Source organism: Cupriavidus mimosae (genome assembly GCF_023952485.1).
In the GTDB taxonomy this organism is placed as follows: domain Bacteria; phylum Pseudomonadota; class Gammaproteobacteria; order Burkholderiales; family Burkholderiaceae; genus Cupriavidus; species Cupriavidus taiwanensis_C.
In genome coordinates this window covers 326,259-350,031 of the sequence record NZ_JALHRY010000007.1, presented here as the reverse complement: position 1 = coordinate 350,031, position 23,773 = coordinate 326,259, and the positions used below count along the sequence as shown (strand labels likewise).

21 protein-coding genes are annotated in these 23,773 nt (G+C 69.5%); 7 read left to right on the top strand and 14 right to left on the bottom strand.

Annotation, left to right across the window (positions count from 1 at the left end):
* The 3 genes from MKD50_RS15965 to MKD50_RS15955 all read right to left on the bottom strand — a co-directional run bounded on the left by MKD50_RS15965 (position 1) and on the right by MKD50_RS15955 (position 4,211).
* Positions 1 to 867, bottom strand: a complete 867-nt coding sequence (locus tag MKD50_RS15965; RefSeq protein ID WP_115699896.1) for an FAD binding domain-containing protein — start codon at positions 865 to 867, stop codon at positions 1 to 3.
* Positions 860 to 3,151, bottom strand: a complete 2,292-nt coding sequence (locus MKD50_RS15960) for a xanthine dehydrogenase family protein molybdopterin-binding subunit (protein WP_252667662.1) — start codon at positions 3,149 to 3,151, stop codon at positions 860 to 862. Before MKD50_RS15960 ends, MKD50_RS15965 begins: the two co-directional genes overlap by 8 nt.
* A gap of 61 nt (positions 3,152 to 3,212) precedes the next feature.
* Complete coding sequence (locus tag MKD50_RS15955; RefSeq protein ID WP_371925354.1) at positions 3,213 to 4,211, bottom strand: Bug family tripartite tricarboxylate transporter substrate binding protein; 999 nt, start codon at positions 4,209 to 4,211, stop codon at positions 3,213 to 3,215.
* A 322-nt stretch (positions 4,212 to 4,533) separates the two neighbouring features.
* Here MKD50_RS15955 and MKD50_RS15950 point away from each other — a divergent pair, with 322 nt between their 5' ends.
* From MKD50_RS15950 to MKD50_RS15920, 7 genes are all read left to right on the top strand, one after another.
* Positions 4,534 to 5,061, top strand: coding sequence for a MarR family winged helix-turn-helix transcriptional regulator (locus MKD50_RS15950; RefSeq protein WP_115699893.1), 528 nt, complete (start codon positions 4,534 to 4,536; stop codon positions 5,059 to 5,061).
* Positions 5,062 to 5,217: 156 nt separating this feature from the next.
* Complete coding sequence (locus MKD50_RS15945) at positions 5,218 to 6,102, top strand: IclR family transcriptional regulator (RefSeq protein WP_115702436.1); 885 nt, start codon at positions 5,218 to 5,220, stop codon at positions 6,100 to 6,102.
* Positions 6,099 to 7,340 carry an ABC transporter substrate-binding protein gene (locus tag MKD50_RS15940; RefSeq protein WP_115699892.1) on the top strand — a complete coding sequence of 414 codons (1,242 nt, stop codon included), beginning with the start codon at positions 6,099 to 6,101 and terminating at the stop codon, positions 7,338 to 7,340. The genes MKD50_RS15945 and MKD50_RS15940 overlap by 4 nt, the downstream gene beginning before the upstream one ends.
* Before the next feature lies 1 nt (position 7,341).
* Positions 7,342 to 8,484, top strand: a complete 1,143-nt coding sequence (locus tag MKD50_RS15935) for a thiolase family protein (RefSeq protein ID WP_252667661.1) — start codon at positions 7,342 to 7,344, stop codon at positions 8,482 to 8,484.
* Positions 8,481 to 8,846, top strand: a complete 366-nt coding sequence (locus MKD50_RS15930; protein ID WP_252667660.1) for a Zn-ribbon domain-containing OB-fold protein — start codon at positions 8,481 to 8,483, stop codon at positions 8,844 to 8,846. Before MKD50_RS15935 ends, MKD50_RS15930 begins: the two co-directional genes overlap by 4 nt.
* 101 nt (positions 8,847 to 8,947) lie before the next feature.
* Positions 8,948 to 9,934 carry a tripartite tricarboxylate transporter substrate binding protein gene (locus tag MKD50_RS15925; RefSeq protein WP_240071774.1) on the top strand — a complete coding sequence of 329 codons (987 nt, stop codon included), beginning with the start codon at positions 8,948 to 8,950 and terminating at the stop codon, positions 9,932 to 9,934.
* A 28-nt stretch (positions 9,935 to 9,962) separates the two neighbouring features.
* The gene (locus MKD50_RS15920) at positions 9,963 to 12,074 is read left to right on the top strand and encodes an acetate--CoA ligase family protein (RefSeq protein WP_252667658.1); all 2,112 of its coding nucleotides are present in this window, start codon (positions 9,963 to 9,965) and stop codon (positions 12,072 to 12,074) included.
* Positions 12,075 to 12,100: 26 nt separating this feature from the next.
* Here MKD50_RS15920 and MKD50_RS15915 read toward each other — a convergent pair whose 3' ends face one another.
* From MKD50_RS15915 to MKD50_RS15865, 11 genes are all read right to left on the bottom strand, one after another.
* Positions 12,101 to 13,522: an MFS transporter gene (locus MKD50_RS15915; protein ID WP_252667656.1), complete on the bottom strand. Its 1,422-nt coding sequence runs from the start codon at positions 13,520 to 13,522 to the stop codon at positions 12,101 to 12,103.
* A gap of 134 nt (positions 13,523 to 13,656) precedes the next feature.
* Positions 13,657 to 14,613: a PDR/VanB family oxidoreductase gene (locus tag MKD50_RS15910; protein ID WP_252667654.1), complete on the bottom strand. Its 957-nt coding sequence runs from the start codon at positions 14,611 to 14,613 to the stop codon at positions 13,657 to 13,659.
* A gap of 30 nt (positions 14,614 to 14,643) precedes the next feature.
* Positions 14,644 to 15,618, bottom strand: coding sequence for a VOC family protein (locus MKD50_RS15905; protein ID WP_252667652.1), 975 nt, complete (start codon positions 15,616 to 15,618; stop codon positions 14,644 to 14,646).
* A 23-nt stretch (positions 15,619 to 15,641) separates the two neighbouring features.
* Positions 15,642 to 17,120 carry an aldehyde dehydrogenase gene (locus MKD50_RS15900; protein WP_115699885.1) on the bottom strand — a complete coding sequence of 493 codons (1,479 nt, stop codon included), beginning with the start codon at positions 17,118 to 17,120 and terminating at the stop codon, positions 15,642 to 15,644.
* A gap of 40 nt (positions 17,121 to 17,160) precedes the next feature.
* Complete coding sequence (locus MKD50_RS15895; protein WP_115699884.1) at positions 17,161 to 17,961, bottom strand: aspartate dehydrogenase; 801 nt, start codon at positions 17,959 to 17,961, stop codon at positions 17,161 to 17,163.
* A gap of 12 nt (positions 17,962 to 17,973) precedes the next feature.
* Entirely contained in the window at positions 17,974 to 19,689 is a 1,716-nt protein-coding gene (locus tag MKD50_RS15890; protein WP_240071770.1) for a thiamine pyrophosphate-binding protein, read from the bottom strand.
* Complete coding sequence (locus MKD50_RS15885; RefSeq protein WP_240071769.1) at positions 19,682 to 20,485, bottom strand: SDR family oxidoreductase; 804 nt, start codon at positions 20,483 to 20,485, stop codon at positions 19,682 to 19,684. The genes MKD50_RS15890 and MKD50_RS15885 overlap by 8 nt, the downstream gene beginning before the upstream one ends.
* A gap of 5 nt (positions 20,486 to 20,490) precedes the next feature.
* Positions 20,491 to 21,342, bottom strand: a complete 852-nt coding sequence (locus tag MKD50_RS15880; RefSeq protein ID WP_115699881.1) for an IclR family transcriptional regulator — start codon at positions 21,340 to 21,342, stop codon at positions 20,491 to 20,493.
* Between the two features lie 31 nt (positions 21,343 to 21,373).
* Positions 21,374 to 21,910 carry a cupin domain-containing protein gene (locus MKD50_RS15875; RefSeq protein WP_252667650.1) on the bottom strand — a complete coding sequence of 179 codons (537 nt, stop codon included), beginning with the start codon at positions 21,908 to 21,910 and terminating at the stop codon, positions 21,374 to 21,376.
* A 35-nt stretch (positions 21,911 to 21,945) separates the two neighbouring features.
* Entirely contained in the window at positions 21,946 to 22,719 is a 774-nt protein-coding gene (locus MKD50_RS15870; RefSeq protein ID WP_252667648.1) for an SDR family oxidoreductase, read from the bottom strand.
* Complete coding sequence (locus tag MKD50_RS15865) at positions 22,712 to 23,773, bottom strand: aromatic ring-hydroxylating dioxygenase subunit alpha (protein ID WP_115712606.1); 1,062 nt, start codon at positions 23,771 to 23,773, stop codon at positions 22,712 to 22,714. Before MKD50_RS15865 ends, MKD50_RS15870 begins: the two co-directional genes overlap by 8 nt.

Here is a 23,773-nt window from a genome sequence, read left to right as displayed (position 1 = left end):
TTACTCCGATGCCACGCCGAACAACGCGGCAATGGTGCGGCGCGCGACCACGCGCACCATCTCGCGGCGGTAGGCTTCGGCCCCGCGCGCGTCCGATACGGCGTTGATGTCCTCGGCGACGATCGCCGCGGCCTGCGCGGCCAGTTCCGCCGTTACTGCCTGGCCGGCCAGCAGCGCCTCGGCGCGCCGCAGCCGGCATGGCACCGGCGTGGAGGCGCCCACCGCCAGGCGGGCCTCGACGCAGAACGCGCCCTCTCGCCGCACCGCCAGCGCCACGCTGGCCAGCGGGCGGTGCTCGGCGGCCGTGCGCAGGAAGCGCGCATAGCGGCCATCGGCGCCGGCACCCGGCGCCGGCACGCGGATCTGCGTGACGATTTCATCCGGAGCCAGCGCCGTGACGTAGTAGTCGACCAGGAAGTCCTCGATGTCGATCACGCGCTCGCCGCCGCGGCCGCTTACCACCACCTGCGCGCCCAGCGCCATCAGGCAGCCGGGCGGATCGGTGGCCGGGTCGGCATAGCACAGGTTGCCGCCCAGCGTGCCCTGGTTGCGCACCTGCGGATTGGCCACGCGCGCGGCCATGCTGGCCAGCATCGGATAGTGCGTTTGCACCAGCGGCGAGCGCGCGAGTTCGGCATGCAGGGTCAGCGCGCCGATACGCAGGCCTTCGCGCGCGTCGAAGGCGATGCCGCGCAGCCCATCGAGCCGGCCCAGCGAGACCAGGTGACTGGGCGCCAGCATGCGCTGGCGCATGCCCAGCATCAGCGCGGTGCCGCCGGCAAAGAGGCGGCAGCTGTCGCCCAGGTCGGCCAGCATGGCGCTGGCCTCGGCCACGGTGGCCGGCTCCAGGAAGGCAAAGTCACGCATGGGCGGCCTCCGTTTCGCGCAGCGCACGCAGGCCCGCCAGCACCTTCTCCGGCGTGATCGGCAGCGACTGGATGCGCACGCCGACCGCGTCGAACACGGCATTGGCGATTGCCGCCGCGCCCGGCAGGATCGCGGTCTCGCTTGCGCCTTTGGCACCGTAGGGGCCGTTGGGGTCGTTCGATTCCACCACGTCGGTGCGCAGCATCGGCACCGCGTCGGCGGTGGGCATGGTGTAGTCGGCGAAGTTGCCGTTCATCAGGCGGCCATCCTCGTACTGCAGGTGTTCGTACAGGGCCCAGCCGATCGCCTGCACGGTGGCGCCAGGGGTCTGGCCATGCACCGCGAGCGGGTTGATGGCCTTGCCGCAGTCGTCGGCGACAAAGCTGTCGATCACGGTGACCTGACCGGTGCAGGTGTCGACCTCCACTTCCACCGCCTGCGCCGCGAACGAATGCGCCGGGGCGACGTTGCCGTAGTAGTCGGCATCGTGCATCACCGTGGGCGCGTCGTAAGTGGCGCGCACGTGGATGCCCTCGCCGCCGTGGCGGAAGATATGCAGCCGCGCGATCTCGGCCAGCGTGGCGGACTTGTCGGGCTGGTCCGGCACCGCGATGCGGCCATCGGCGATCACCAGTTGCTGCGCATCGACGCCGAGCTTTTCCGCCGCCAGCGCCAGCAGCTTTTGCCGCGCCTCGCGCGCCGCGCGCAACACCGCGTTGCCCGAGATGATGGTCACGCGCGACGCCAGCGAGCCCAGGCAGAACGGTGCGGTATCGGTATCCGGCGCCATCACGGTGACGTGCGACAGCGGAATGCCCAGCTCCTGCGCGCAGATCTGGCTGAGCATGGTGTTGGCGCCCTGCCCCATGTCGCATTCGCTGGTCTGCAGCATCACGCGCCCGTCCTCGTTCATCTTGAGCAGGATGGTCGAGCCGTCCCAGTTGCCCAGCGTGCGGTTGCCGCTGACATGCATCGCCGCGGCAATGCCGACGCCGCGCCGGCGCGTGCCGGTGCCGCGCGGCGCCGAGCGCTTGTTGTCCCAGCCGATGGCGCGGCGCGTCATGTCCAGGCATTCGGCCATGCCGGTGCTGCTGATCTTCCAGCCATGCACGCTGGTCTCGCCGGCGCCGATGGCATTGCGCTTGTGCACTTCGATCGGGTCGATGCCGAGCATGCCGGCCAGCACCGTCAGGTGGCAGTTCAGCGGAAACTGCATCTGCTGCCCGCCAAAGCCGCGGAAAGCGCCGCGCGGCGGGTTGTTGGTATAGGCCAGCACCGCGTGCGAGCGCACGTTGTGCAAGCGGTGCATGTTGTCGCTGCGCATGGCAGTGACGTGCATCACATCCCCGGCAAGGCCGGAATAGGCACCGCACTCGGCCGTGATGCGCACGTCCTTGGCCAGGATCACGCCGTCGGCGTCAACCCCCAGGCGCAGCCAGACCTGCATCGGCACGCTGGCGCGCGCGCCCTGGAAGTCTTCGAGCCGGTTGTTGACCAGCCGCACCGGGCGCTCCAGCCGGCTGGCCAGGAAGGCGCAGATCAGGCTGTTGTTCTCCTCGACGATCTTGGCGCCGAAGCCGCCGCCGGTAGTGGCCTGCACCACGCGGATGGTCGAGACCGGTCGGTCCAGCGCCTCGGCCAGCCGCGCGCGCGCCAGGAACACCGACTGCGTCGACGCCCACACCGTAAGCCGCCCGTTGCCGTCCTGCGCCGCGACCGAGGCCATCGGCTCGAGGTAGCCGGGGTACTGCGAGTGCATGTCGTAGGTCGCCTCGTATACCGCGGCGCACGCCGCGAAGGCGGCCTCGACGTCGCCGCGCTCGATGCGCATTTCATGGCCGATATTGCCCGTACCGGCGTGGATCTCCGGCGCGCCCGCGGCCAGCGCCGCGGCCGGCGTCAGCAGCGCGGGCAGCGTCTCGTACTCGACCCGGACCAGGTCCAGGGCATCGCGCGCGATCTCCTCGCTGACCGCCACCACCGCCGCCACTTCCTCGCCGACGTGTCGCACCACGCCGCGGGCCAGGATGCGCTGCTCCTTGCGGTGCGGTCCCCAGTGGCGGGCGGGCACGTCGTACCCCGTTACCACCAGCTTCACCCCGGGCAGCGCCCTGGCTGCGGCGGTGTCGATGCGCACGATGCGCGCGTGCGGGTGCGGGCTGCGCAGCACCTTGGCGTGCAGCATGCCGGGCAGCTTGAGGTCGCCGGCATACTGAGCGCGTCCCATGACCTTTTCCCGCGCGGTCACTTGCGGCGTGGACGTTCCCACGATGGCCCTGCTCATGCCGGCCTCCTGTCTGTCGTTATCCATGGCGTGGCGCCGGACTGCGATGCGCTGGCGCCGGTCATTCCGCGGTGATCGCCAGCTCGCGGATCACCTTGCCCAGGCGCTCGTAGTCGGCCGCGTTGACCTTCTCCAGCGCGGCCGGCGCGCCGCCGACGGGGGTGGCGCCGAAGGTGGCCATCTTGTCGGCCACCTCGGGCAGGCGCAGCACCTCGTTGAGCTGCTGGTTAAGTGTCCTGACTACCTCGGGCGGCGTGCCCTTCGGCGCCATGACACCGTGCCACGCTCCGACCACCACGTCCTTGTAGCCCAGCTCGGCCAGCGTCGGCACGTTGGGCAGCAGCGGCGAGCGGCGGGCATCGGTGATCGCCAGCGGAATCAGCCGGCCGGTGTTGATGTATTGCGCCACCGGGCCCAGCGTGACGTAGGCAAACGGCACGTGCCCCGCCACCACGTCGTTGACCGCGGGGGCCACGCCCTTGTAGGGGACGTGCTGGATCTTCACGCCGGCGGCGCGGTTCAGCATCTCGCCGGCGATATGCATCGGCGACCCCGCTCCCGGGCTGCCATAGGTCAGCGCCTTGCCGCCCCTGGCCGCGGCCACCATCTCGCCCACGGTCTTTACGCCCGCCTGCGGGTTGGCCACCAGCAGCACCGCCTGCACGGCGGTCTGGATCACCGGCGTAAAGCCATGCAGCGGGTCATAGCTGGCCGACGGCGCCAGCTTCAGCACCATCGGCGCCAGCGTGAACGGATTCGGCGTGTACAGCAGCGTGTAGCCGTCCGCCGGCGCACGGCTGACAAACGCGGCACCTACCACGCCGCCGGCGCCGGGACGGTTTTCGACGATGACCGGCTGCTTCAGGCGGGCCGACAGCTTGTCGGCGTAGAGCCGGGCCATGGCGTCGGTATCGCCGCCTGGCGGGTAGGCCACCACCATGGTCACGGTCCTGGCCGGATACGTGGTGGCGGCCAGCGCGCTGCCCGCGTTCAGCGCAAGCACGGCCATGGCAGCCATGGCCACGCCGGCAGCGGCGCGTCGGGAACGTTGTTGTCTCATCTACAGCTCCTGTGGGGGCGCATTCGCGACGCTGGAGTCAGTGGCTGTGCACATCGCGAAAACAGGGGTGGCTTGGGTACAACTCTCTTCGGTTGTTTTATTAATGAAACGCCAGTTCAACAAAGGAACACCACCATCGTAGGCACTGTAAGTTGACAACTCAACTTACGTTAACCACCAATTGACGGGTTGTGTTTTTTGCGGATTTATTCGCGATCATCCGGATCGCCCCACGGTGGCGGCAATGGCAAGCGCCTGTGAGACAATCTGCCCCGCCCACCGGCCACGCATCCTGGCCGGCAGACCAGACCAAGAGGAACGCATGTCCCGTGATGCCGCGCCCGCGCATGGCAAGCCCGCGCCCGCCCCTGCTCCCGCCGCCAACGCCAGCCCGTGGACGGACCTCGACGAGGCCGGCAGCGGCCTGACCGTCGACAACTTCCTGACCACGATGCTGAGCCAGCTGGTCACCGCGCTGCGCAGCACGGTCACCAAGCCCTACGCGGAGCAGTTCGGCCTGACCGTGCCCGAATGGCGCATCCTGGCGTTGCTGGCCCATGCGCGCACGCTGCCGTTTGCCGAGCTGGTGACGCAGTCGACCTCGGACAAGGCGCTGGTCAGCCGCACCCTGCGGCTGCTGGAGGACCGCGGGCTGGTGCGGCTGACTTCCGCGGGCAATACTCCGCGCAAGAAGCTGTTGTGCGCCATCACCGAGGCCGGCACCGCGCTGCACGATCAGGTGATGCCGCTGGCGCGGCGCGGCCAGGCCGAGGTGATCCGGCAGCTGTCGCCGCAGGAACGCGAGGCGGTGTACCAGGGACTGCGCAAGTTGTTGCGCGCCCAGGCATAAGGCCACCGCCGGCGCCGTCGCGGCATCCGCCGGATACCCGCCGGGTTTCATCCGGCAAAACTTCTCCACGCCCGGGCATGACGGCACCAGCCAGATAGCCTATAACGTCTGCTACCGGTTTCACTTAACGAAAACCGGACAATGGAGACAAAGGGCGTGACCATCCCGAGCACCTCGCTGCAGAAGGCCTGCCGCCTGCTGCGCGCGCTGACCGATGCCCGCAACAGCCGCCTGACCGACCTGGCCCTGGCAGCGGGTGTCGACAAGGCTTCGGCGCTGCGGCTCCTCGACACCCTGGCGGCCGAGGGGATGGTGCAGCGCGATCCGGCGACCAAGGCGTTTGCGCCGGGGCGCGAATGGCTGGCATTGCATGCCGCCGCCCTGCAGCGCACGGACCTGCGCCCGCTGGTGCGCCCGGCGCTGATCCGGCTGGCCAACGCCTTCGAGGACAGCGCCATCCTGTCGGTGCCGAGCGGCTGCGAATCCATTTGCATCGAGCTGCGCCTGGGCACCTTTCCCATCCGCGCCAATTACCTGGATATCGGCAGCCGCCGCCCGCTGGGCGTCGGCGCCGGCAGCCTGGCGCTGCTGGCCGCGCTGCCCGATGCCGAGGTCGACGCGACGCTGGACGGGATCGCACCGGCGCTGCGCCGCTATCCCCGCTTCAGCCGGCCGATGCTGCTGGAGCACGTGCATGCGACGCGCGAGCGCGGCTACGCGGTCCTGCTCGACGTGGTGATCGAGCGCATGGGCGGCATCGCCATCGCCCTGCCCGGCCCCGACGGCTATCCGCTGGGCGCCCTCAGCATCGCCGCGCTCAATGACCGTATCACCAGTCGCGAGCCCGCCATGGCCCGCGCATTGAAACGCGAGGCCGACGCCATCTGCCAGACCTGGCGCCGGCACGCCGGGCCACACCCCGATACCGGGCGGCCCGCGCCCCGCCCACGCCTGCCACACCGGCGCAAGGCTGCCGGCGACGCCGACCGCCCCGGCCCGGCCGGAGCCAGACACCACCACAGACCGGAGGAGACACCATGACGCTTTGCCATTCGATCCGACGCCGGACTGCCGGCGTCCTCGCGCTTGCCGCGGCGCTGGCCTGCGGCGCCGCCCAGGCCCAGCCCAGGGCCGCGCTTTCCGACGATGTGGTCAAGCTCGGCATGCTGCTCGACATGAGCGGCCTGTACGCCGACGTCACCGGCCGCGGCAGCGCCACCGCGGCGCAGATGGCCATCGACGATTTCGGCGGCAAGGTGCTCGGCAAGAAGATCGAGCTGGTGGTGGTCGATCACCAGAACAAGGCCGATATCGCCGCCAACAAGGCGCGCGAGTGGTACGACACCGGCAATGTCGACGCCATCCTCGACGTAGCCGCGTCGGCGCCGGCGCTGGCGGTGCTGGAGGTGGCGAAGCAGAAGAACCGCATCGTGGTGTTCTCGGGGCCGGGCACCGAGCGCATCACCAACGACCTGTGCACCCCGGTATCGGTGCACTACGCCTACGACACCTACGCGCTCGCCAACACCACCGCGCGCGCCACGGTGGAGCGCGGCGGCAAGAGCTGGTTCTTCCTGACCGCCGACTACGCCTTCGGGCACACACTGCAGGAATCCGCCACCGCGGTCATCAGCGAGACCGGCGGCAAGGTGGTGGGCGCCGCGCGCCACCCGATCGGCGCCAGCGACTTTGCCTCGTACCTGCTGCAGGCGCAGGCCAGCAAGGCGCAGATCGTCGGGCTGGCCAACGCCGGCGGCGACACCATCAACGCGATCAAGGCGGCATCCGAGTTCGGCCTCACGCGCAACAACGCGCAGCGCATGGCGGGCCTGCTGCTGTACGTCAACGACATCCACGCCATCGGGCTGAAGACCGCCGCCGGCCTCTTGCTCACCGAAGGCTTCTACTGGGACATGAACGGCGCCACCCGCGCGTGGTCGCGGCGCTATTTCGAGAAGCTGAAGAAGATGCCGAACATGAGCCAGGCCGGCGCGTATTCGTCGGTGATGCACTACCTGAAGGCGGTGCAGGCGGCAGGCACCGACGAAACCGCCGCGGTGATGAAGAAGATGAAGTCGATGCCCATCAACGACTTCTTCGCGAAGAACGGCCGCATCCGCGAGGACGGCCGCATGATCCACGACATGTACCTGTTCGAAGTCAAGACGCCGGCCGAATCGAAGTACCCGTGGGACTACTACAAGGTGGTGGCGACGGTGCCCGGCGAGCAGGCCTTCATGCCGGCAGCGAAGTCGAAATGCCCGCTGCTGCGGCACTGACATGAACGCCACCTATGTACGCGGCACCGGCAACACGCGCTTTGGCCGCATCGACGGCAGCACGCCGCTGACGCTGATGGCGCAGGCCGCCGACGCGGCGCTCGCCGATGCCGGACTGGCGCGGGCCGATGTCGACGGCGTGCTGTGCGGCTACGCCACCACGCTGCCGCACCTGATGCTGGCCGACCGCTTCTGCGAATACGCGTCGCTCAGGCCCGCCTACGCCCACGGCGTGGCCGCGGGCGGCGCCACCGGCGGGGTGATGGCGATGCTGGCGCACGAACTGGTGCGCGTCGGCCGCTGCCGCCATGTGCTGGTGGTGGCGGGCGAGAACCGCCTGAGCGGCCAGAGCCGCGACCAGTCCATCCAGACGCTGGCGCAGGTGGGGGAGCCGCATGCCGAAGTGCCCAACGGCGCCTCGGTGCCGGCCTACTACGCGCTGCTGGCGTCGCGCTACCTGCACCAGACTGGCATGGACGCCGATGCGCTGTCCGGCTTCGCGGTGCTGATGCGCGAGCACGCCGCCGGCCATCCGGATGCACACCTGCGCGAGCCGCTGTCGCTCGCGCAGGCCCGCGCCGCGCGCCCGATCGCCACGCCGCTGCGGCTGTCCGACTGCTGCCCGATTTCCGACGGCGCGGTCGCGGTGATCGTCTCCGCCGTTCCTGGCGCGGGCACGCCGGTGCGCATCGCCGGCGCCGGCCAGGCTCACCGGCACCAGCACCTCGGCGCACTCGACGACGTGATGCAGACCGGCGCCGCCGACGCCGCGCGGCGCGCCTTTGCCGAGGCCGGCGGCGACGTGGACAGCATCGACTGCCTGGCGATCTACGATTCGTTCACCATCACCCTGGTCATGCTGCTGGAAGAATTGGGGCTGGCGCCGCGCGGGCAGGCGCAGGCGCGCTTGGGTGCGGGCGATTTCGGCCGCGACGGCGCGCTGCCGCTCAATCCGCATGGCGGGCTGCTGGCCTTTGGCCATTCCGGCGTGGCGGGCGGCCTGATGCATCTCGCCGAGGCCGCGCGCCAGCTTGCGGGCCGTGCCGGCGAACGGCAGCTCGGCAAGCGCCGCCGGGCGCTGTTTCATGCCGACGGCGGGGTGCTGTCGTCGCATGTCAGCCTGGTGCTGGAGGCCGCGCCATGAGCAATCCCACCCCCCATCCCTATACCGACGGACTCGATGCCGGCGTGGTGCGGTACCAGTGCTGCAACGACTGCGGAGCCTCCCAAGCGCTGGCGCGCCACGCCTGCCACGCCTGCGGCAGCCGGCAATTGCACTGGCGCGATGCCGGCGGCCTGGCCACGGTCTATGCCGTCACCGAGATCAGCCGCGCCCCGACCGACGCCTTCCGCGCCCTGGCGCCCTACACGCTGGTGCTGGCCACGCTGGACGAAGGTCCGCGCGTGATGGGTCATGCCGAGCCCGGCGTGGCGATCGGCGAGCGCGTGCGTGCCGGCTTCGTGCGCTTCGGCGAAGGAACGCTGCTGCGTTTCCTGCGCGAGTAGCTGGCGGGCAACTGGCGCGTTGCTGCCTATAGGCGCCAGCCACCATTCCCTGCCGGCACCACGCCTTCGCTCCAGCCGGCATTCACAACCGGAGAACTCCCTTGGCACCGAATCCATCCCGGCGGCACGCGCTCGCCCTGTTTTCCTGCCTCGCCCTGTCCGCGGCGGCCATGCCGCCCGTGCTGGCGCAATCCTTCCCCGTCAGGCCGATCCGGCTGGTGGTGCCTTACCCGCCCGGCGGCCCCACCGACATCGTCGCGCGCGTGGTCGGCCAGAAGCTCTCGGACCGGCTCGGCCAGCCGCTGGTGGTGGAGAACCGCCCGGGCGCCGGCGGCAATATCGGCGCCGAGGCGGTGGCCCGCGCCGCGCCCGACGGCTACACGCTGCTGGTCGCCACCACCGCGCATGCGATCAACATGACGCTGTTCCGCAAGCCCGGCTACGACACGCGCAAGGACTTCGCCCCGGTGAGCCTGCTCACACGTGGCCCGCTGGTGCTGGTGACGGCGCCCGCCACGCCCGCCGTCAATGTCGCGGAGCTGATCGCACTCGCCCGGGCCAGGCCGGGGCAAGTCACCTTTGCCAGTTCCGGCAACGGCCAGTCCACTCATCTGGCCGCGGAGCTGTTCAACAGCATGGCCGGCGTGCGCATGACGCACGTGCCGTACAAAGGCAGCGCGCCCGCCCTCACCGACGTCATGGGCGGCCAGGCCACGGTGATGTTCGACACCATGCTGTCGGCGATGCCATTCGTGCGCGACGGCAAGCTCAGGGCGCTGGCCGTCACGGGCGCGGCACGCTCGCCGGCCGCGCCCGACACGCCAACCATCGCCCAGTCAGGCCTGCCCGGCTACGAGGCCACCGCCTGGAACGCGCTGCTGGCCCCCGCCGGCACGCCGCCCGCCGTGCTGGATACGCTGGGCACGGCGCTGAAATCCGTGCTCGACGATGCGGACGTGCGCGCGCGCTTTGCCACGCAGGGCTTTGCCGCGGAATGGACCGCGCCGGCGGCGACCGCGACGTTCCTCGACCGGGAAATCGACAAATGGGCGCGGGTCATCAAGGCCTCCGGCGCCACCGTTGACTAACCCCGACGCAACACTCACGCCTCCCAACATGACGACGCCTCTCCAGCCCCTGCTCGCCCCCCGCTCCATCGCCGTGATCGGCGCCTCCGACAACATCCACAAGATCGGCGGCCGGCCCATCCATTACATGCAGACGCACGGCTACGCCGGCACTCTCTACCCCATCAATCCGCAGCGCGACACCATCCAGGGCCTGCGCGCCTTTGCCTCGCTCGATGCGCTGCCGGAAGTCCCCGAGCTGGCCATCGTCATCGTCGCCGGCGACGCCGCCGTGCAGGCCGTGCGCGACTGCGCGCGGCTGGGCGTGGCGGCGGCCATCGTGATCGCGTCGGGCTTCGGCGAGGCAGGTGCCGAAGGCCGGCATCAGCAGGACGAGATGACGCGCGCCGCGCGCGCCAGCGGCCTGCGGCTGGTTGGCCCCAACAGCCAGGGGCTGGCCAACTTCGGCAGCGGCGCCATCGCCAGCTTCTCGACCATGTTCATCGAGGTGCCGCCGCAGGACGGGCCGGTCGCCGTGGTCAGCCAGAGCGGCGGCGTGGCGGCAATGGTCTACGGGCTGCTGCGCGGCCAGGGCATCGGCGTGCGCCACATGCATGCCACCGGCAACCAGGCCGACATCACCGTCAGCGAGCTGGCGCTGGCCGTGGCGCACGATCCCGGCGTGCGGCTGGTGCTGCTGTACCTGGAAAGCCTGTCCGACCCCGAGGTGCTGGCCGCAGCGGCGCGCGTGGCGCGGGCGCGCAACGTGCCGGTGGTGGCGGTCAAGGCCGGGCGCTCGCAGGCCGGACAGCGCGCCGCCGCGTCGCATACCGGCGCCATCGCCAACGAGGACCGCGCGGTCGATGCCTTCCTGCAGCGCCATGGCATCTGGCGCGTCGATGATGCGCACGCCTTGGCCCGCTGCGCGCCGATGTACCTGCGCGGCTGGCAACCCGAGGGCAGGCGGCTGGTGGTGGTCAGCAATTCCGGCGCGAGCTGCGTGATGGCAGCCGATGCCGCACCCTCGTGCGGGCTGACGCTGGCGCCGCTATCCGGACACACGCAGGCCGCGCTGGCGCAGCGCCTGCCCGGCTTCGCCGCCACCGCCAACCCGGTCGACGTCACCGCCGCGCTGCTGACCAACAGCGCGCTGTTCGGCGAGGTCCTGCCGGTGGTGGCACGCGATCCGGCCGCGGACCTGTTCCTGCTCGACATCCCCGTGTCCGGCATGGGCTATGACGTACCGCGCTTTGCCCGCGACGCCGCCGCGTTTGCCGACACCGCGGGCAAACCGATCGCGGTCGCGGTGTGGCAGGCACCGGTGGCCGAGGCCTTTCGCCAGGCCGGCGTGCCCACCTTCGCCAGTGCCGCCGAAGCGCTGGCGGCGCTGGGGCAGCTGGTGTCGCACCGGCAGCGCCTGCGGCAGATCGCGCAGGAAGGCGAGCCGCCGCTGCCCGCGGCCCCTGCCTCGCCGGCAGATAACTCCGCGAGCGTGACGCTCAGCGAGGCCGCCAGCCTGGCCCGCCTTGCCGCCGCCGGCATGCCGGTGGTCGAACACTACCTGTGCCAGGATGTCGATGCGGCGGTGGCCGCATGGCGGCGCATCGGCGCGCCGGTCGCGGTCAAGGCCAGCTCGCCGCAGGTTCCGCACAAGAGCGAGCATGGGCTGGTTGCCCTGCACTGCAACGACCCCCAGGCCGTCGCCAGCGCCTTCACCTTGCAGACCCGCACCCTCAGCGCCATGGGCGCCACTTGCGAGGGCATCGTGGTGGCGCGCATGGCGCGCGGCCAGCGCGAATGCATGATCGGCGCACACTGGGATCCGGTGCTCGGCGCGGTGCTGGTGGCCGGCGATGGCGGCAAGTATGTGGAAGCGCTGCGCGACACCGCGGTGCTGCTGGCGCCGTGCCGGGAGGCCGACGTGGCGCGGGCGCTGGAGCGGCTGCGTATCGCGCCGCTGCTGCACGGGGTGCGCGACGAACCCGCGGTCGACATCGGCGCGCTGTGCCGGCTGGCGGTCCAGGTGGGCGACCTGGTCCATGCCGCCGGCGGCGCGATCCGCTCGGTCGATCTCAACCCGGTGATGGCAAGCCCGCAGGGCGTGGTGGTGGTCGATGCGTTGATCGAGGTGCCAGAGAGGTCGCTGCCCGTGCGCGGCTGAGGAACGTGCACGGGCACGTTGACCGATCAGACCTCCAGCTCCTCCAGCACCCGTCCCTTGGTCTCGATGCCCAGGCAATGCACGGTGACGGCCGCCAACGCCGGCACCACCGACAGCGCGAAGAAGGCAAAGCTCAGGTCGCCGCTGCCGATGGTGCTGGCGATCAGCCCCGGCGCGAAGATCGCCGCCAGCTTCAGCCAGGCCCCGCCGAGGCCGCAGCCCATGGCCCGCACGCTGGTCGGGTACAGCTCCGGCGTATAGACGTAGGCAGTGATAAAGCCGCTGGCGAGAAAGCCCAGCGCCAGCGCGCACAAGGTCGCGACCACGTACACGCTGGCGGCGTGGAACACGCCCGCCAGCACCAGCGACAGCGCGCACAGCAGGAACGACACATTGATCACGGGCTTGCGCCCGACCTTGTCGACGATCATGGCGCAGACCAGCGACCCCACCACGCCCAGCACCGATGCCGCCGCGGCCAGGTTCAGCGCCAGCTGCAGCGGCGCGTGGTAGACGGTCTTGTAGACCGTGGGCAGCCACGTCGACAACCCGTACTGGATAAAGCCGCAGGTGGCCCACAGCATCCACACCGCCATGGTGCGCCCAACGTAGGCCTTGCTGACCAGGTCACGCACGCGGCGGCGCGGGTGCCGGGTCATGCGGTCGTAGGCGCTGGCATTCTGCGGCGGCGGCAGCGCTCCTTTGGCACGCGCCTCGAACGCGCGCAGCGCGGCGTCGGCTTCTTCCAGGCGGCCCTTCTCGGCCAGCCAGCGTGGCGATTCGGGGATCACGCGCTTCAGGATGAAGAACAGCACCAGCGGCACGCCGCCGATGAAGTACATCACCTCCCAGCCATAGTGCGGCACCAGCCAGGCACCGACGCCGTTCGACACCATCAGGCCGATCGGGAACACCACCTCGTACAGCAGCACGAAGCGCCCGCGGCCGTGCGCGCGCGTGACTTCGTTGATATAGGTGGCGGCCACCGGCAGTTCGCCGCCAAGGCCCAGGCCCTGCACGATGCGCAGCAGCAGGAAGATCTCGAACGACGGCGCGAAGCCGCAGGCAATGCTCATCAGGCCGATGATGCCCGCGCTCCAGCCGATCGAGCGCAAGCGGCCGAAGCGCTCGGCCAGCCCCGGGAACAGCAGCGCACCGACCAGCTGGCCGACCGACGGCGCCGCGATCAGCACGCCGATCTGCGCCGGCGTCAGCGACCACTGCGCGATCAGCAGCGGCAGCGTGGCGGCGATGGCGATGACGTCGAAGCCATCGAAGAAGGTGGCCAGGCCGATCAGCAGCCGGGCGCGGACATGCATGGCGTTGCCCGGCATGCGTTCGATGCGGGCGACGATATTGCCGCGCGTGACCGGGCCGCTGCGGGCGGTGGCTGCGGCGCCCTGGCCGGCACTGTCGGCCGTGGTCACGATACCTGCGGTGGCGGCCACCGGTGCGCCGGGGGACGCTGCGTCTTGTCTCTGGGTTAGCACGGGTATTTTTTGGGTTGGGTCTTTCGAATGGCTCCCCTCTCCCGCTTGCGGGAGAGGGGAGAAAACACTCGCGGAACGAGCAGACCGCAGGATTACAAATCCAGCACCAGCTTGCTGCCCTTGCAACCGGACACGCACACCATCATGGTCTTGTTGCTGGCGCGCTCGCTGTTGCTCAGCACGCTGTCGCGGTGATCCGGGCAGCCTTCCAGCACCGCGGTCTCGCACGAGCCGCACACGCCTTCGCGGCAGCTGTATTCGACCTCGACGCCGGAGTCGAGCAGCGCATCGAGCAGCGACTTGCCCGACGGCACCTTGACCAGCGAGCCGGTGCGCGACAGCTGCACCACGTATTCGCCTTCCTGCACCGCCTCGGTCGACGGATCGGCGGCAAAGCGCTCGATATGGACATTGGGGTAGGCATGCGCCTCGCACGCGGCTTCGAACGCATTCAGCATCGGGCCCGGGCCGCAGCAATAGAAGTGCGTCTGCGCATCCTGTCCGCCCAGCATTGCCTTCAGGTCCGGCGGCGCGCCCGCTTCGTCGTCGAAGTGGAAGCGCACCGCATCGCCATAGGCCGACAGCTGTTCGACGAACGCCGCCTCGGCGCGCGAACGCGCGCAGTAGATCAGCGTGAACGACTTGCCCAGCTCGGCCAGCCGGCGCGCCATGCAGACGATCGGCGTGACGCCGATGCCGCCGGCGACCAGCACGGTGTGCGCTGCGCTCTCGTGCAGCTCGAAGTTGTTGCGCGGGGCGCCCACCGTCAGCGTGGCACCCACGCGCAGCTGCTCGTGCACGTAGCGCGAGCCGCCGCGGCTGCCGCGATCCAGCAGCACGCCCACGGTGTAGCGGTTGCGCGCTTCCGGCGCGCCGCACAGCGAGTAGCTGCGCACCAGGCCGTTGCCCAGGTGCAGGTCGATATGGGCGCCCGGGCTGTACTCGGGCAGGGTCTTCCCTTCGGGATCTTGCAGTTCGATGCTGACCACGCCGCGCGCTTCAAAACGCATGGCCTGGACGCGCAGGGTCAGGGACTGGTGGGCACTCATTGCTGCTTCCTTCTGTTGCGCTTCTCTCTCTTACCGCTTCTCGGTCAGGAACTTGCCTGCCGGGCCGCCGGCGTTCTTCTGGCGGCGGGTGTTGCCGTCGATGCCGCCCTCGATCGCCCATTCGGCGAACATGGTCGGGCCTGGCTCGAAGGCGCGCGGCTCCCAGTGCTCGTCGAGCTGGTCTTCATCGGCGTAGTACTCGATCAGGCCGCCGGCCGGATTCTTGAAGTACCAGAAATAGGCCGAAGAGATCGGGTGCCGGCCCGGGCCAAGCTGCGTGTCCCAGCCCTTGCGCGAGACATGCATGCCGCCGCCGAACACTTCATGGATATCGCGCACGGTGAAGGCGACATGGTTCAGGCCGCTCTTCGGTTCCGGCAGCTGCAGCAGGAACAGGTCGTGGTGGCCGCCGTCCGCGGTGCAGCGCAGGAACGCGCCGCGGTCGGGATAGCGGTCGGACGGCACGAAGCCGAACTTCTCGACGTAGAACTGCTCGGTCGCCTTGACATCCTTCACGAAGAACACTACGTGGCCGACTTCGATCGGCGTGGCGTGGTCGTAGATCGGGCTGCGCTGGTTCATGCGCGGCTTGTCGTTCCACGTATTCATCAGCGCGCATTCGACCTGCACGTCATGCTTGCGCGTAACCTGGAAACGCACGGCCAGGCCATTCGGGTCGGTGCAGCCGATGCGCAGCGCGCCGCCTTCGCCTTGCCTCACAAAGCCCGGCGCATCGGCGATCGCGTCAGCCAGATGATCGAGCGATGCCTGCGACTCGACCCCCCACACCACTTCGCGCAGCGTCGGGCCGGCCTCGATCGCGGGCGGCAGCGACGGATCGTCGATGCGGCGCACCAGCACGCGGCAGCCGTTCAGCGTTTCGAAGTCCAGGCCCTGCGCGTCATCGCGCTTGATGGCCAGGCCCCAGTCCGAGAAAAAGCCACGGCAGGCGTCAAAGTCATCCGCGCCGTAGACGATCTCGTCGATTCCCAATACCTTGATCATTGCTTCTCTCCTGCGTGCCGGGCTCAGTGGCTGGCCCACGGCAGCGGTTGTTCGTTCAGGCCCCAGTACACGCTTTTCTGCTCCATGTACTGCAGGATGCCCAGCCGTCCCTTTTCGCGGCCCAGGCCGCTGTCGCGCCAGCCGCCGAACGGCGTCGAGATCGAGAACTGCTTGTAGGTGTTGATCCACACATTGCCCGCCTGCACGGCACGGGCCACGCGCCAGGCGCGCTTGTAGTCGCGCGTCCAGATGCCGGCGGCGAGCGCGTAGACGCTGTCGTTGGCCTGTTCGATCAGGTCGTCCTCGTTGTCGAACGGGATCGCCACCAGCACCGGCCCGAAGATCTCTTCCTGGCAGATGCGGGCGTTGTTATCCAGGCCTTCGATGATGGTGGGCGTGTAGAAGTAGCCGTTGGGCAGGCCGGCCACCTCGGGACGCACGCCGCCAGTGCGCAGCTGGCCGCCTTCATGCACGCCGGTCGCGACGTACGATTCGATGCTGTCGCGGTGGCGGTCGGTGATCAGTGGCCCCATCTGGGTACGTTCGTCGGCGGGATCGCCAACGCGCAGATGCGCGGCACCGGCGGCCAGGCGGTCGATAAAGGCTTCGTACTGCGAACGCGCCACGAACAGGCGCGAGCCCGCGATGCACGATTCTCCCGACGAACTGAAGATGCCGTACAGCACGCCATTGACCGCGTGGTCGAGGTCGGCATCGTCGAACACCATGGTCGGCGACTTGCCGCCCAGCTCCAGCGACACGGGCATCATCTTGTCGGCGGCGATATGCGCGATGTGCTTGCCGGTGGTGGTGCCGCCGGTGAACGACACGCGGCGCACCAGCGGATGCTTGGTGATGGCATCACCGATCACCGAGCCCTTGCCCGGCAGCACGCTGATCAGGCCCTTGGGCACGCCGGCTTCTTCGCAGATGCGCGCCAGTTCCAGTGCCATCAGCGGCGTGACTTCGGCGGGCTTGACCACCACGGCATTGCCGGCGGCCAGCGCGGGCGCCATCTTCTGCGCCTCGCTGGCGATCGGCGAATTCCACGGCGTGATCGCCGCGACCACGCCCATCGGCTCGTAGACGCTCATGGTCAGGCAATCGCCGCGCTGGGGGGTGATGGTTTCTTCCAGCGTTTCGCAGGCGGCGGCAAAGAACTGGAAGGTGCCGGCGGCGCTGGCGACCAGTGCCCGAGTTTCGCTGATGGGCTTGCCGTTGTCGAGGCGCTGGCGCTGGGCCAGCTGCTCACCCTTGGCGCGGATTAGCTCCGCCACGCGGTACAGCACGGCGGCGCGCTCGTGCGGCTTGCGCCGGGCCCAGCCGCTGGTGAGGAAGGCATGGTGGGCGCCCTGCACGGCCTCTTCCACGTCAGCCAGGCTGGCGGCGTTGAGTTCGGCCACCACTTCGCCGGTAGCCGGGTAGCGGGTGCCGTAGCGGTCGCCGGTCCCCAGGCGCCATTCGCCCGCGATGCAGATGGGGAGTACTTCTTGCGTCTTCATTGTCGTTGCCTGCTAAGTCTGTGGGGCGTGGCTGCCGGGGCTAGATCGATACCGCGTGCGCGCGGTTGCCCAGTGCGCGCACCACGCTGAACACCGTCAGCGCGGAAGTCTTGGGATTCGCCGCGAGCGGCTTGCCCCGCATCGTCAGTTCAAACCCGCCGAACGCCCCGCGCGCTTCCACGTGGTGCACGTTCTCCACCGCATGCGGGTCGGCCAGCAGCTTGACGGAGGTGCGGTCCAGCCCGAGGCCTGCCAGCGACACCGTGGCGGCCACGTTGGCGTTCTTCGGATACAGGCGCGCCGCATCGCGCGCCGTGCCTTCGAAGATCACCGTGGCTTCGGTCAGCGCATCCAGATCGAAGAGCTGCTCGGCCGGGGTGCCAGTCCACGCGCGCGCCGGCTTGCGGCCGGTGTAGATCACTTCATCCAGCCCGCCGACACGCGCCGCGGCCAGCGCATCGATCGCGCCGATCGCGCCCGACAACAGCTGCACCTGCGTGCCGCCGCGGCGCGCCGCCGCTTCCAGCCGCTCGGCCATGCCGGGTTCGGACAGCGCGCCCACCGACACCACCATGCACGGGATGCCGCGCTCCAGCGCCGGCACGATGTGCTCTTCCAGCGCATGGTGGCCGGCGCACTCGACCAGCAGGTCGGGCCGCTGGTCGTCCAGGTGCGTGGCGACGCGGGCGCGCGGCGCCAGCGCTGAGACCGCGCCGCGGGCTTCATCCATCGTGTGCTCCGGCACGATCACCACGTCAAACACCACGTCCGGATCGCTCTTGAGCAATTCCATCACGCCGCGGCCGATCGCGCCGCAGCCAACCATGGACACATGCAGCATTGCGGCTCTCCCTCAGGCGGTGACAGTGGTTTGTTCGCGCGCCGGCTCTTCGTTGTCCTTGTTCACCGGGGGGCCGGCAAAGATGGTCTTGAAGGAACCGATCGACAGCATGTCGATTTCCAGCAGGAACGGGCCGGATTCGGCCTTGGCCGCCTCGAGCGCGGCACCGACCTCGGCCAGGTTGCTGACGCGTGCGTGGCGCAGCGACAGCGACTTCGCCAGCGTGGCGTAGTCCGGCGTATGCAGGTCCACATAGTGGCGGCGGCCGCCGTATTGCGCGTCCTGGATGTTCTTGATGACGCCGTAGCCCTTGTCGTTCATCAGGACGATCACCATGTCGGCGCGCTCCTGCACCGCCGTGGCCAGCTCGCCCAGGTTCAGGATGAAGCCGCCGTCGCCGGCCAGCGTGAAAGTCTTCTTGCCCGAAGCCGTGGCCGCGGCGCCGATCGCGGCGCCGATGCCCATCGCCAGGCCCTGGCCGATGCCGCCGCCCAGCGCATGCACGCCGGCGCGGGAGTCGAAGATGCGCAGCTGGCGGTTGCCCCAGGTGCTGTTCGACACGGTCACGTCGCGCACCCAGTTGAAGTTGCGGCCGACCGCGTCCTGCAGCGCCTGCACCAGCGCCGAGTACGGACCCAGCCCATCGACCAGGCTGTTGACCGCGGTGTCGTGCGCGCGGCGCAGGTCGGCGGCGAAGGCCGGGTCGATCTGCATGCGCTTCTCGAGCCGATCCGCCAGCGCATCCAGCGCCAGCGCGGCGTCGCCACTGACGAAGTAGTCGCTCATGTAGCAGCGGCCTTCGGCGGCGGGGTCGGCGTCGATGCGCAGCAGCGGGCGCGGCAGCTTCAGCTCGTACTTCAGGGTTTCATTGCCGCGCAGGCGCGAGCCCACCACCAGCATCGCGTCGCAGCTCTGGTAGAAAGACTCGACCGGCTTGTGCAGGTTGAATGCGCCCAGCGAGCGCGGGTCGTCCTCGGGCACGATGCCGCGACCCTGGGTGCTGGTGACCACGCCGAAGCCCAGGTCCAGCAGGCGCTGCACCTGCTTGCTGGCATGGCGCGCGCCGCCGCCCAGCCACAGCAGCGGGCGCTTCGCCTTCGCCAGGCGCTCGGCCAGCGCGTCCAGCGCATGCGCGGACGGCACGTGCTGCGGCACCGGCAGCGGCTGCAGATCGGCCGGCAGGTCGATCAGCGCGGCCTGGATGTCGATGGGGATCTCCACGCTGACCGGGCCGGTCGGCGCCGTCAGCGCGGTCTGCACCGCCAGCTTGATGGTGCTGATGGCGGTGTCGGCGCTGCGGATGCGGAAGGCGGCCTTGGAAACGGCTTTCAGCATGGTGAGCTGGTCCGGCGCTTCGTGGATGTAGGCGAGGCTCTGGTCCAGGTAAGGCGTTTCGATCTGGCCGGTGATGTGCAGCATCGGCGTGCCGGCGGTCAGCGCTTCGACCATGGCGCCGGCGGCGTTGCCGGCGGCGGTGCCGGTGCTGGTCAGGCACACGCCCAGGCCGCCGGTGGTGCGGGCGTAGGCGTCGGCCATATTGGTGCCGCCCGCTTCGCCGCGCGCCGGCACGAAGCGGATCTTGCCGCGCTCGCCCATGGCGTCGAGGATCGGCATGTTGTGGATCGAGATCACGCCGAAGGCGGCCTTGACGCCGCACTGCTCGAGAAACGCCGTGATGGCGCAGCCGACGGTGACCTGCTGTTGTTCGTACTGGTGTTGATTAGGCATGACGGGAGTGTCCTCCGGAGATATCGATATGGCTGCCCGTGGTGTACGAAGACAACGGCGAGGCAAGGAACAGGATGGCGCGGGCTGCCTCGACGGGCAGGCCCAGGCGGCCAAGGGGAATATGTTTCTGCCGGGCCAGGCGCGCGGTCCACGCGGCCCAGTCCAGGTGGCGGTCTTCCTCGGGGCGCGCGTCGAAGCGGCGACGCCACTGGCCCGATTCGACCAGCCCGATCAGGATGCCGTTGACGCGGACACCCTTGGGCGCAAACTCGGTGGCCATCGAGCGCACCAGATTGAGCACGCCGGCGCGAGCGGCGGAGGTTGCCACCATGTGCGGCTCGGGCTGCTGCGCCAGCAGCGAGTTGACGCAGACGATGGCGCCCTGCCCGGACTGCTCCAGCTGCGGCAGGAATGCGCGCGTCGGGTGGATCACCGAGAAGAACTTGAGCTGCAGCTCGTCCATCCAGGCCGCGTCCTCGGTATTGGCGAAGGTGGACACGCGGCCCTGGCCGGCGTTGTTGACCAGCATGTCGACGTTGCCCAGCTTCTGCTGCACGTCGGCCGCGAAGGCCGCGACCTGTTCGGGCCTGAGCACGTCGCAAGTGGCGGCATAAAGCCGGCAGCCGGGAAATTGCTCGCGCAACTGCGCTTCGGCGCTGCGCAGGCGCGCTTCGTCGCGGCCGCACAGGGCGACCGCGGCGCCTGCCTCGAGCAGCAGTTCGACGGTCGCCAGCCCGATGCCGGAGGACCCGCCGGTTACGACGGCAACCTTGCCGCCGAGTTCAATCATGGACATTGTCCTCACTCCCGATACAGATTCACGACCTTGCCGGCGCTGTGCAGCGACGGCCGGTAGTCGAGCAGGCGCGACAGCTCGCCCGCGGTGCTTCTCACCTTCTCCACCATCGCGTCCAGCTGTTCCGGATCGATATGCGCCGCAGGGATGGTGGCGCCCAGCGCCGCCACCACCTTGCCGGTGCGGTCACGCACGGGCGCCGCGATGGTCGAGATGCTCGATTCGAAAAAGCCTTCCTGCAGCACGTAGCCGCGCTCGCGGTCGCGCTGGACGATGGCGAAGAGCGCATCGGCGGTGCGCGGCGTGCTGTCGGAGAACACTTCGAGCTGCGCCTCCGGATACAGCGCGCGCAGCTCCGCCAGCGACAGGTCTTCCAGCAGCACTCGCCCCAGCACGGTGGCATGCGCGGGCAGCCGCGTGCCGACGTTGACCGAACTGGCGAAGGGCCGCGGCGACACCGCCTTGGCCACGTAGACGATCGAGCGCCCGTCGCGCACCACCAGGTTGGTCGGGTAGCCGATCTCGTCGCGCAGCCGCTCCAGCAGCGGGCGGCCCAGTTCGGTCAGCTCCAGCGACGCCAGGTACTCGAACCCGAGCCGCAGCACCGCCATGCCCAGCCGGAAATCCCGCCCGCCATCGGCGCGCTCGACAAAGCCGAGCATTTCCAGCGTGGTCAGCAGGCGGAACACGGTGGAGCGCGGCACCTTGAGTCGGCGCGCCAGTTCCGCGGCCGACATGGTGCGGTCCTTGCTGCTGAACTCGCCGAGCAGGCGCAGTCCGCGCTCGAGGCCCGGGACGATGTACTTGTCCGGGGTCTCGTTGGCGGCGGGCGTCGTCGGGATGGCGTTGGTGCTCATGGTCAGTGCGTGTGGACGGGCCGATGGCGCATCAGCGCTTGATCTTCGTCAGCGGGTGCTCGGGCGGGTAAGTCGGCGTGATCGGCTTCTTGGCGCCGAGCATCACGCACATCAGCGCGTCTTCCTCGCCGATATTGATTTCCTCGCGGTACACGCCCGGCGGCACCGAAACCAGGTCGCGGTCGGTCAGGATGGTCTCGAAGCGCTCGCCGTCCTTTTCCAGGATCAGCTTGATCTTGCCGCGCAGGATGAAGAACACCTCTTCCACGTCGGTGTGGATATGCGACGGGCCTTCATGGCCGGCCGGGATGATCATCGTCGAGAAGGTGAAATGCTCCGATGGCACGGTGTTGGTGTCCGCGGCCACGCCAGTGCCGCCGGTGCCCAGGTAGCGCATCTGCGCGCGGCGGTACTTGGGGTCGTAGTCGGCCTGGAACTTCAGCGCGTCCCAGTCGTACTTGCGCGTGGAGAAGCGCGCCACGCGGCTTTCCATCCACTGGTCGAACGAGGCGCCTTCCGGCTGGTCCCAGGAACGCTTGATGTTTTGCTGTTGGGAAAGATCGCTCATTTGGATTCCTTCGGTTTTCTTCAGTGGATTTCGGATCAATGCATGACAAAGCCGCCGTTGACCGCCAGCGTCTGGCCGGTCACGAACCGGGCGAGGTCGGACAATGCAAACAGCACCGCGCCGCAGACATCGTCGGGCAGTTGCTCGCGCGAGATCGCGCGTTGCTCGCGGTACAGGTCGTGCCGGTGCTGGGGCACGTACTCGGTGGCTTCGACCAGCGTCAGGCCTGGCGCCACGGCGTTCACCGTGATCTGATCCTTGCCCAGTTCACGTGCCAGCGAGCGGGTCATGCCGATGATGGCGCTCTTGCTGGCCACGTAGGCGAGCAGGTTGGGCGCGCCCCACAGCGGCGTGTCCGACGCCAGGTTGACCACCGCGCCGCGGCCGCTGGCGCGCAGCGCCGGCAGGCAGGCGGCAGTCATCAGCCAGGTGCCGCGCACGTTGACGTTCATCACGCGGTCCCAGGTGGCAATGTCGATGGCGCTGGCGTCGCGGCCGCCGGAGTCGGTCACGGCGGCGTTGTTGACCAGGCCGTCGAGGCCGCCCAGTGCCTTCACCGCGGCTTCGGCGCAGGCCTGCACCGAGGCGGGATCCGACAGGTCCAGCGTGACCGGCACCACCTTCAGGCCGCGGGCGCGCAGTGCGTCGGCTTCTTGCTGCAGGCGTTCGGCCAGGATGTCGGCCATGGCCACGCTGGCGCCGGCTTCGGCCAGCGAGCTGGCGAAGGCCAGCCCCAGGCCCCGCGCGGCGCCGGTGACCAGCACCTTGCGGCCCGCCAGCAGCGTGTCGTTCTTGATGGCCTCAGGCATGGCTGGCGGCTCCGGCGGGCTTGAGCATGGCAACCGGTTCGTCGGCGACTTCCTGCTCGGCACGGCGCTTGAGCAGACGGCGCACGCGGGTGATGCCGGCGTCGTGCTGGTACAGCATCTCGTGGTCGCGCGCATTCGGCGCCATCATTTCCAGCACCACGCGGTCCTGCTCCAGCACGTCCCAGTGCAGCTGCTCCAGGCGGTTGCGATACAGGAAGCGCCACACGTCGCGTTCCCAGCCCTGCACGTGGCGGGTGCGCCAGAAGAACACCATGCAGTGGTCTTCGTCCACCGGCGTGGCCATGCCGACGATGCCGAACGGGCCGCCGGGGCCGACCTTGGCGCGGTACGGGATCGCCAGGCGCAGCCACAGCGTGCCGGTCTCGCCGAACTCGACCCAGTCGAAGTTGACGCCGCGCTGGCCAGTCTTCTCGAACACCAGGCCGTGCTCGGTCTCGCGGATCTGCATCACGGCGGACTTCTCGCCGGAGGCCATCGAGTGCGACACCGCGTGCAGGTAGGCGCCGTGCATCGGGTCCATTACGTTGTCGATGGCGTAGCGGTAGTTGCAGTCCCAGTGCGCCACGCACAGGAAGTTGCTGTGCTCGTCGCTGACCAGCTCTTCCGGCAGGCGCAGCTCGTCCGGGCTGCCTTCGCCCTGCGGAGCCTGGTCGCCAAACCAAAGGAAGATCGCGCCGGCCTTTTCCTGCACCGGGTAGCTGCGCACGCAGGTGCGCCCTTCCAGCGGGCAGCTTTCCACCGCCGGCACGCTCTTGACCTGGCCGTCGCCGCCGACTTCCACGCCGTGGTACCAGCAGGCGACGCGGTCGCCCAGGTTCCAGCCCATCGACAGGCGCGCGCCGCGGTGCGGGCAGCGGTCTTCCAGCGCGTGGACCTGGCCGGCGCCATCGCGCCACAGCACGATGTTCTGGCTCAGGCGGGTGATGCCGATCGGGGCGTGGGACACCGCCCACGAGGCGGCGACCGGGTACCAGTAGTTGCGCAGGCCGGTGTTGAGGCGGGCTTCGGCGCGGGCTTGCTTGTTCGATTCCAT